Raw genomic sequence first — 8,725 nt, forward strand, 5'->3', positions numbered from 1 at the left:
GCGCCTGATCATCGTCTTGCTGATGGGCCTCTGCACCGCCTGCGAGCCGGTGAATCGCGCATCGACGGGGCCGACACCCGACATCGATGTCATCGAGCTCAGCATCGGCCAGGCGCACGAGGCCTTGCGCAGCGGGCGGATCAGCTGTGAACAACTCACCCGGCGCTACCTCCGGCGCATCGAGACCTACGACCCACCCACCAAGGCCGACGCAGCCCCGAGTCCGAGCGCAAGCAGGTCGCCGACCCCGGCCAACCGACTCAATGCCATCATCGCCATCAACCCCAACGCCTTAGCGCGAGCGCGGCAGCTCGACCGCCAGTCTGCCGAGACCGGCCGCCTGCGCCGCCTGCACTGCATTCCGGTCATCCTCAAGGACAACTTTGATACCGCCGACATGCCCACCGAGGCCGGCTCCTTGGCCCTGAAGGGCTCAGTACCGCCCGATGACGCCTTCATGGTGCAACGCCTGCGCGCCGAGGACGCCATCATCCTGGCCAAGTCCAACATGGGCGAGTGGGCCTTCAGCCCCTACCAAACCATCAGCTCCACCCATGGCGAGACCCGCAACGCCTACGCCCTCGATCGCGTGCCGGCGGGCTCCAGCGGTGGTACCGCCTCGGCGATCGCCGCCAATCTCGGCCTCATCGGCATGGGTACCGATACCGGCAACTCGATCCGCGGACCGGCCTCGCATCTGGCCCTGGTCGGCCTCCGCTCGACCCTCGGTGCCACCAGCCGCGACGGCATCGTGCCGCTGCTGGCGAACCGCGATGTCGGCGGACCGCTGATGCGAACCGTGACCGACACCGCGATCGTCTACTCGGTGCTGGCCGGCCATGATCCGGCGGACCCGCTTACCCAGGTCGCCATCGGCCGGGTCAAGCCGGATTATCGGCGGTATCTCAAGCGCGATGGCTTGCAGGGCGCTCGACTGGGCGTCCTGCGCGCTCTGGTCGGAACAGACACAGACGCGGATGCGGCTGCGGAGACAGACATCGCCGACCCCGAGGTCGTGGCGCGCTTCGACCAGTCGATTGAAGATCTGCGCCAAGCCGGCGCTGTCATCCTCGATCCGTTCCGAATTCCCGATCTCGAGCGCTTGACCGATGCCACGGGTTTCTGCAGCCGCTTCCGCTACGATCTGAACCGTTATTTACAAACCTTGGGACCAGAGGCCCCCATCCGCTCCCTGGACGAGGTGGTGGCGAGCAACCAATTCTTGCCCCAGAGCGCCGGAGCGATGCAGTGGGCCATGGAGGTCAGCGCAGACCCTCGTTCACAGCAGCCGCCCTGTGTTGACGTCCAGGGCGACCCGCGACGCAAGGCCTTGCTCGAGGCCGTCCTCGCCGCGATGGATGAACACCAGATCGACGCGATCATCTACCCCAGTTGGAGCCATCCGCCGCGCTTGCTTGGCGACAGCGAGAGCCCGCACGGCAACAACAGCCCAGTCCTTGCGTCCCATACCGGGCAACCGGCCATCACGGTGCCGATGGGCTTCACCGAGAGCGGCCTACCGTTGGGCCTGCAACTGCTGGCGCGGCCGTTCGATGAGCACAAGCTGTTCCAATATGCCTACGCCTATGAGCAAGCGACCCAACACCGTCGTCCGCCGCCCCGATTTGGTCGCCTTCAGCCTGAGGCGGTCGTGGCGCCACGGTGACGCTCACCACGGGAACAATGGGTTCGGCGCCGGCTATGCGCTCGCGCCGTCGATTCGACTGGCCTGGATCGAGGACGGGGACCACAGCTTCAAGCCGCGCCGGCAATCCGGCCGCACCTGGGAGCAGAATCTGGATCAGGCAACAGAGGCCGTTCTCGGCTTCGTCCCGACGCTATGAGCGCGAGCCGCGCGTGGCCGTGCTTGCAAGCGCCGCTCAGTCCTACTTGTCTCGATCGTGACACCCTGTCGTTGTTTCGCAGCCCCGGTCACGCTGCCGCCGCCAGTCGCGCCAGTTCAACACCGCTGACACGACCAGCGCCGTCAGCGCCAAGCCGACGACCCAGGCGTCGATGAGCATCGGATTCCAGGACGTCCCGGTCAGCGCGTCGACGGTGTACTTGATGTAGGACGCGGGCAATGCGGTCTCGCCGAGGGCGGCTTTGACCTGCCAATGCCAGTCGGTCAGCGGGCAGTAGCCCCAGCCATACCAGGCGCCGAGCCCGACCCAAGCGCCGAGCGTGAGCCCGACCACGAGCAGGTGCAGGCGCCGGGTGCCTGGCCACATCCAGCCGGTGAGGATGAACAGCACCAGGGCCGCGTGCAGCAGGAACAGCGCTTGGTCGAGCAGCCGTAAGGTGAAAGCGTCCATCGTGACCTCCAGTCTTGCCGTCAGGGGTGTCCTGCTCGCGGTCGAGGACCCTCGAGATCCGAGACCCGGCCCCGTCCTTCATCGAGCGCTACTTCGCAGGCGGCTTGCGGCTCACCTGGGCTTAAACGCCGGCGAACAACCGCTGCTGCTGATCCGCCTGGGATATGCGAAAAAGCGACTGCCGGCCTCACCGAGACGAACCGTCGATGGGGTCATGCGACGACCATAGCGCAATGGTGACAGCGTCCATTTCTCTATTCAACATTCAACCGAGACGTCAGTATGCAGCTTTCCACCGACACTCAAGGCCGAGAAGACATGATCATCGAGCTGTTCCGCGCCACCTTCACCGCCTCCGAGGGCGCGGAAGAAGGCGCGCTGATCGGCGATCTAGTGCACAATCTGCTCGCCAACACGGCGGAGCCAGATCGCTTCGTCTTCACGGCTGAGAAAGACGGCGCCATCATCGGCGGCATCCTCTTCTCAAGGCTGACCTACGAGCAGGATCAGCGGACCGTCTTCGTGCTCGCCCCGGTCGCCGTGGCGACCGATCAGCAAGGCAAGGGCATCGGGCAACGCCTGCTGAACCATGGCTTAGCCGCGCTGCGCAGCGCCGGCGTCGACATCGTGATGACCTACGGCGATCCCGGCTACTATGCCAAGGTCGGCTTCAAGCCGATCAGTGAGGCGGATGCACCAGCCCCCTTCAAGCTGCAGCAGCCCGAAGGCTGGCTAGCGCAGTCGTTGTCAGACCGGGCGGTGACCCCGCTCAAAGGACCCTCGCGCTGTGTCGAGGCACTCAACGATCCGGTGTATTGGTAGGTCGACAGGCGCGCACGCCGCACGATCAAGGCCAGCGCCACCTGCATACGGGCATGCCGCTCGAGCATCGGCTGAGCCGACATCAGGACAACGCCGAGCCGTTTTTGTGATTCCGATCCTGATTCTGATCGTGATCGGTATCGGCCTCAGGGTCACCGAGCTGATGGAGCAGCAGATGCAGCGCCGGCAACGCCGCATCCACCGACGATCGCGCGCAGGCCGCGAGCAAGCGCTGCGGCTCCGCCGGCAAGCGCGGCTGAAACACCGTCCCCGGCAGTCGCGCGAGACGCTCAACAGCCTCCGTGTCGGCGGTTGCCAGCCAGGGTGCCAACGGCGCTTCGAGACCAAACAGCGACCGCGCCACCCCCGGTCAGCAACAGCAGGTCGGGATTGGTCTGCTCATGGCGCAGATCCTGGCGCAGCGCCTCCAGTGCCCGTTGCGCCACCTCGCGCGCGGAACTGCAGCACCGGCGCCAACCACTCACCATGCAGCAGAATCCGCGAGCGCTGCGCCGCCAAGGCCTGCTCGATCGCCGCCACCGGCGCCTTGCCGCCGCGCCCGGCACACAGGCGCGTCGCCGCGGCATCGATCAACACACTCATCGCCTCCAAGCTGGTCCCTTGCTGGGGCATTTGCCGAATCTCGAGTACATCGGCCGCTTGGCTGGAGGGCGAACGATCAAGGGGCGATTGCCGATCCTGACACCCAAACCAAGACCAGCTGGCTCTGGGCGACAGCTGCTTCAGTCCGCAGCCGATTGGCTCAGGTGCGAGACCGCATGGCCTGCCGAACCAGATCGCCATCAAAAGGCCCGGGAACCTCGCCGGTCTCGGCATAGACGTAGACGGCGCCGCGGATCATGGCATTGAGGGTGGCGCTCATCAGTGACAACAACGCGATCAGGGTCACGCCGGTGGCGAGCGTGATGATGAGCAAGACCGGCTGCTCGGTGGCTGCCGCCCAGACGCCGCCGGTGAAGGTGCCGGCAATCAGCAACAGCATCGGCAAGCCGATGATAAGCCCAAGGCCAACATTGACACTGAGCTGCTCGCCCCAGGTGCGCTTGAGCAGCCCGACGCTCTCCTTGATCGCCGCGATCGGGCCGATGTCCTTCGCCGCCAAGACCGGAATCACCAGAAAGGTCGCCACACCCCAGGCGAAGCCACCCAGGCTGGCGAGCAAGACGCCGATGCCAGGCTGCTGGTCACGTCCGCGCAGGAATGAGAGCACCAGACCCACCGTCGCGGTGATCGCGGAATAGCCGAGGATGACGCCCGCACGTTGGCGCGCCAACGCCAAGCCGTCGCGAAAGGTCGGGTTGCCACCACGTAGCCGCTCCAGCGTGCCGCCCACTAAGGCGGTCAGGAAGAAGTGGCTGATGAAGCTGGTGACCAACAGAAACAGCCACAGCAGCAGGGCGCCGGCCGCATAGGCCCACCAGGGCGCATCGCCGTCTTGGCTTGGCTGTTCCAGCTGCGATAACAGCTGTTCCAGCTCTGGATGGCTTAGCACCAGCCAAGCGCCACCGCCAAGAATCAGTGCCGAAAAGATCAAGATTCCGAGTCCCGCCAGCAGCGGATAAAGAATGAAGCCCTTTTCAGCGCCGAGCACGGCCAGCGCGCTGCGAAAAAGCGACCATGAGCGTGCAAAGACCGCCATCTGTGAGAACCCCCGTGAGGTTGGTTATCCTGTCTGGCGATCCGGTAGTCCGGTTGGCTCGCCTTGCTCGCGAATGCTGCCCGTCAGCACAGCCGGCATCATCCATTCCTGCGTGACAGCGTTGGTTGTGCTCGCTCAGCCAAGTCAGTCGTTCACCGACCTGGCTCTGAGGGCATTCCGCCCGTTTGCTTGATCAGCTCATCAAGAAACCGGGCCGACTCGAGGGTACCTTCCGCCGGAGACCACTCCGCGAAATCCTTATCCGAGCCCGGCGCGTAAGGGCCATTCTTGACCTCGAAGAGGATGGTGTCGGGCTCCAGCACGATCAGCGTGTGCCAGACGCCGGGCTCGATATCCACACCAAAGGTCGCGCTCCCGGGTCGCATGTCCAGGCACTGGAGGATGTCTCCGCGATCGTCGAACGCCACGAAGCGCACGGCCCCGCTCAGCACGATGAACGCTTCCGCCTTGGGCGGGTTGCTGTGACGATGCGGTCGCGCATAGCTACCCGGCTGCATGGCATTGACCATCCGGTGCAGCGGCGCGTCATCCTGCTTGTGCAGCCGCTGGATGATCCGCCCGCGTGGGCTCTGTCGCGCCAGTGCAGACGCCTTGGCCAGCATCTCCGCGGTGAGGGCGATGACCTTGCCGTCCGGGGCATCAATCGCCAAGGGAAAGGGTTTCACCCTGGTCAAGGTCAGCGCCCCCTGTGGTCAGACGGGTTCAATGCAGGCCACTGATGCAGGCACGAGAGGGTCGTTTCCAAGCACAACGCCTACGGCGCCCGCTTCAGCTCGGTGACGTTGCTCTCGGCATCCTTTGCGGGCTTCTCCGCGGTCGGTGCTGAGTGGTCCTTGCGCTCACCCGACGGCGGTGTGGGCTCAGGCTCCTTACCCTTGAGCACCCGCTCAACGTTGCGGGCGTTGCGCGCCAGATAGATGGTCAACTCCTCAAGGTCCGCATCCGGCAGCGCGGGCAGGATCTGATCATCGCGCAGCAGTTGCGCGAGTCGGTCGGCGATCTCGAGCGCCTTGTCATAGGCATCGGCAGCTTTCTTATCCGCGGTCCGCAATCGTTCTGTCCCGTGCTTGTCTTTGACGATGTATTCGATCTCGATCAACGCAGTCGACTCCGGTCACAGGAGAAGGTCGCGATTCTAACGCAACCCACCTCCGCGGCGAGGAGCAGATCGTGCGGCGCAGCCTTCTCGGTTGAGGAGGTCGACGAAACAAGCGTCCGCGTGGTCAGTCATCGCTGTCCGTTCGGTGAGCGGGTCAATTCCGCGCCCAATCGCTGCCACATGACCTCGAGTGTCTTTGGTCGTATCGCCGCGCGCAAAAACGGCGTGCGGCCGAGCAGGCGGAAGCCTAGTAGTCCTGTAGCATTGAGATTCAGTTCCAGACCAGCTCAGCCCGCGTCTGCCAGTACAGCGTTGGCTCCTCGGCGAGCGCCCCGATCAACGCCTCAGCCTCATCATCCCAAGCGATGGCCGCAGCGTTCAGATTCGACTGCAGCTGCGCCTCGGTCGCCGCCCCGCTCAGCACGACCGAAGCCCAGGGTCGGGTGAGGGCTGCGGCCAGCGCCACGGCGTCGACTGAGGCATTGAACCGACCGGCGAGGGTCTCGAGCCGCTGCCGCCGGGCCTGGAAGGTTGCCGCCTGATTGCGCGCGGTCAGGCGCCCATTGGCTAGCGCTTCTTTGATGATGACGGTCAGCCCTGCTCGATGTGCCGCGTCCAACGCCGCCCCGGATGATGGCTCGAGCAGGTTCCAGGTCGCCTGCACGGCATCGAACAGGCGCACGCCATCGACCTGCAGGGTCAGCGCTTTCTCCAGCGTTACCGCCTGTTGAGGGCCGCTCAAGGTCAGCCCAATGCGCGTACCTGAGCCCTTCAGTCGCGCAAGCTCGGCGTGCACGGCCCGATCATCGAGCACCCCACTGTCCAGGGTGGCGGAATGGATCTGGTACAGGTCCAGATAGCCACCCAAATTGCTCTGGGTCTCCAGCCACTGTCGCTGCAGCACCGCGAGCGAATGGTCCTTGACCTCATGCTGCTCAGCCTCGATCTGCCAATCGGCGGTGTAGGTATAGCCCCACTTCGAGGCGATGGTCACGGAATCGGCCGGCACCTCGCGCGAGCCCAACCAGTCGCCAAGGAAGGCCTCGCCGCGACCATAGGAGCGGGCGGTGTCGAAATAGCCGATCCCAGCACGCCAGGCGGCATCGAGCACCGCGAAGGCGCGTTCGCGCATCGCCTCGATGCTGCGGTCGGTGCCGGTATCCTCGCCATGGCCGAGGTTGATGTAACCGGGACGACCCAGCGCGGCGAGTCCAAGCCCGAGGACACTCGGGGACTGTTGACCGATGACGCGGTGCAGCGGTGAACGGGTTGGCTGTAGCATGATCAAGCGCTGGGGCGATGCAAACGGTTAGATGGATTGGGGCACGATCGCCTGAAACATGGGGCGATTCGCCGGTCCGTTCCAGGACGAGGCCGATCCTGGCCGTGTCATCAGGGTACCGCTCATTCTGCAACTTCCATCTCTCGACGACGCATCGGCATGGCATCGATGCGCTCGAAGACTGCTGGTGTCCGGGATCAACCTGGCTGCGCTCAAGGGACAGCGCTTTCAGATCGGCGAGGTGGTGCTGGAGGGCACCGGCTTTGCGCATCCCTGCTCACGCATGAAGTAGGTCTTGGGACCGGGCGGCTACAATGCCATGCGTGGTCATGGTGGACTTTTGCGTGCGGGTGATCCAGGGCGGGCTGCTGCGCGTCGGTGATGCCGTTGTTGCGGTTGATGCCGAGGCCTAAGGCCCGCACTGCCAAGCTTGAGTGAAGGCGGTATAGCGCGAGCGCATCAACGCCTCGGCGGTTGCTGGCATTGTGGTGCCAGCCAGGAACGGCTCGCAACAGTCGGCAAGGGTGTGTCCGGAACCGCAAGGGCAGGGCATCGACAAGGCTCAGGTCCTCTTGGTGGCGACGCCTGAACCGGTGTTGGCAGGCGTCGAGTCAGCAATGATTGGCAACGTCGCGCAGACGCTCGATCGGCACAAGCCCAGCCTGAGCCCCGGCCCTGTATAGCTGTGGGCCGAACACCTCTGCTGGCTCGGCGCAGACTGAAGATGCGTCCTCATGGGTGTCCGTGCGCGAACGCGCTAGCCTGCCCCAACCAGGGTGTCCAACAGCAACTGATCCAGCGCCGTCTCATCAACGGGCCGCGCCAGAGGTGGTGCCACGGATGCCAGCCGTGTCAGCTCGCGGTCGAGGAAAGCATTGAGGAGCGGCACCGGTGCGCCGACCTCCGCCTCCCCAGCCGAGCGCAGCGGCGCGAAGACTGTCCGCGCCAAGGTAACCTGAACGGCCCCGAGTGTCAGATCGAGGTGTTCCAGCCCTGGGATCAGGCGCTGGTCGGTCTGCAGACGACAACCTCGCTCGAAGTGCTCTATTGGCTCCACCAATCCCGGCGCGACCTGGTCCTGCAATGCCCAACAGGACGGGAGAATCGATCACCGACCCGTCATCGCCTTGCCAATGCTCAAAGAGTCCAGCCATCGCAAACGGCGCTCGATCCTTGCGGCGGATCGCATACGGCTGCTTGCCATCCTTCCCCGCCTGCCATTCATAGAAGGCATCGGCCGGGATCAGGCAGCGACGCTGCGCGAATGCGGCGCGATAGGCCGGCTTGCTCGCCACCGTCTCGGCGCGGGCGTTGATCATGCTGTAGCGATTATCTGGGCCCTTGGACCAGAACGGGACCAAGCCCCAGCGCAGGTTCACGCACTCGCGATGCGGCTGGTCCTCGGTCAGTCGGACTGCCAGCACTGCTTGGGTCGGCGCGACGTTGTAGCGCGGTTGCGCGTCAACCGCTGTCGTTGCGAGTCCGAAATGATTGGCGAGCGTGTCAGGATCGGCGACTTGGGCGAA

Annotated in this window: 11 protein-coding genes and 1 pseudogene; 3 read left to right on the top strand and 9 right to left on the bottom strand. The window is 64.9% G+C overall.

The annotated features are described in order from the left end of the window. A partial coding sequence (locus tag CCR96_RS02530; protein WP_201216493.1) for an amidase family protein occupies positions 1–1,666 on the top strand: 1,666 nt, incomplete at its 5' end. Next, on the top strand, positions 1,587–1,844 hold the full coding sequence (locus CCR96_RS25275) for an alpha/beta family hydrolase (protein ID WP_338035794.1): 258 nt from the start codon (positions 1,587–1,589) through the stop codon (positions 1,842–1,844). The genes CCR96_RS02530 and CCR96_RS25275, both read left to right, overlap by 80 nt. Before the next feature lie 42 nt (positions 1,845–1,886). On the opposite strand, the gene CCR96_RS02535 is transcribed toward CCR96_RS25275, so the two are convergent. Beyond that, positions 1,887–2,315: a DUF2784 domain-containing protein gene (locus CCR96_RS02535; protein ID WP_201216500.1), complete on the bottom strand. Its 429-nt coding sequence runs from the start codon at positions 2,313–2,315 to the stop codon at positions 1,887–1,889. Between the two features lie 282 nt (positions 2,316–2,597). Between CCR96_RS02535 and CCR96_RS02540 the strand changes: the two genes are divergently transcribed. Then, a complete protein-coding gene (locus tag CCR96_RS02540) occupies positions 2,598–3,137 on the top strand; it encodes a GNAT family N-acetyltransferase (protein ID WP_201216509.1) in 540 nt (179 codons plus the stop codon). 82 nt (positions 3,138–3,219) lie between these two features. Here the strand turns inward: CCR96_RS02540 and CCR96_RS02545 are convergent, their stop codons facing one another. The 8 genes and pseudogenes from CCR96_RS02545 to CCR96_RS02580 all read right to left on the bottom strand — a co-directional run. Then, positions 3,220–3,501 (bottom strand): hypothetical protein, encoded by a 282-nt coding sequence (locus CCR96_RS02545; protein ID WP_201216516.1) that lies wholly within the window; start codon positions 3,499–3,501, stop codon positions 3,220–3,222. Between the two features lie 35 nt (positions 3,502–3,536). After that, entirely contained in the window at positions 3,537–3,770 is a 234-nt protein-coding gene (locus tag CCR96_RS02550; protein ID WP_201216525.1) for a hypothetical protein, read from the bottom strand. Between the two features lie 130 nt (positions 3,771–3,900). Further along, positions 3,901–4,797, bottom strand: a complete 897-nt coding sequence (locus CCR96_RS02555) for a DUF6159 family protein (RefSeq protein ID WP_201216533.1) — start codon at positions 4,795–4,797, stop codon at positions 3,901–3,903. A gap of 152 nt (positions 4,798–4,949) precedes the next feature. Next, on the bottom strand, positions 4,950–5,483 hold the full coding sequence (locus tag CCR96_RS02560) for a WbuC family cupin fold metalloprotein (protein ID WP_201216540.1): 534 nt from the start codon (positions 5,481–5,483) through the stop codon (positions 4,950–4,952). Positions 5,484–5,572: 89 nt separating this feature from the next. After that, positions 5,573–5,917 carry a YebG family protein gene (locus CCR96_RS02565; RefSeq protein ID WP_201216549.1) on the bottom strand — a complete coding sequence of 115 codons (345 nt, stop codon included), beginning with the start codon at positions 5,915–5,917 and terminating at the stop codon, positions 5,573–5,575. A 271-nt stretch (positions 5,918–6,188) separates the two neighbouring features. Further along, on the bottom strand, positions 6,189–7,199 hold the full coding sequence (locus CCR96_RS02570; protein ID WP_201216556.1) for an aldo/keto reductase: 1,011 nt from the start codon (positions 7,197–7,199) through the stop codon (positions 6,189–6,191). A 430-nt stretch (positions 7,200–7,629) separates the two neighbouring features. After that, positions 7,630–7,752: pseudogene (locus CCR96_RS02575) on the bottom strand (SEC-C metal-binding domain-containing protein); the annotation flags it as partial. 256 nt (positions 7,753–8,008) lie between these two features. Continuing rightward, the coding region (locus CCR96_RS02580) for an SOS response-associated peptidase (protein WP_201216575.1) at positions 8,009–8,725 on the bottom strand (717 nt) is incomplete at its 5' end.

Origin of the sequence: Halochromatium roseum (genome assembly GCF_016653315.1) — a bacterium.
Taxonomy (GTDB): domain Bacteria; phylum Pseudomonadota; class Gammaproteobacteria; order Chromatiales; family Chromatiaceae; genus Lamprobacter; species Lamprobacter roseus.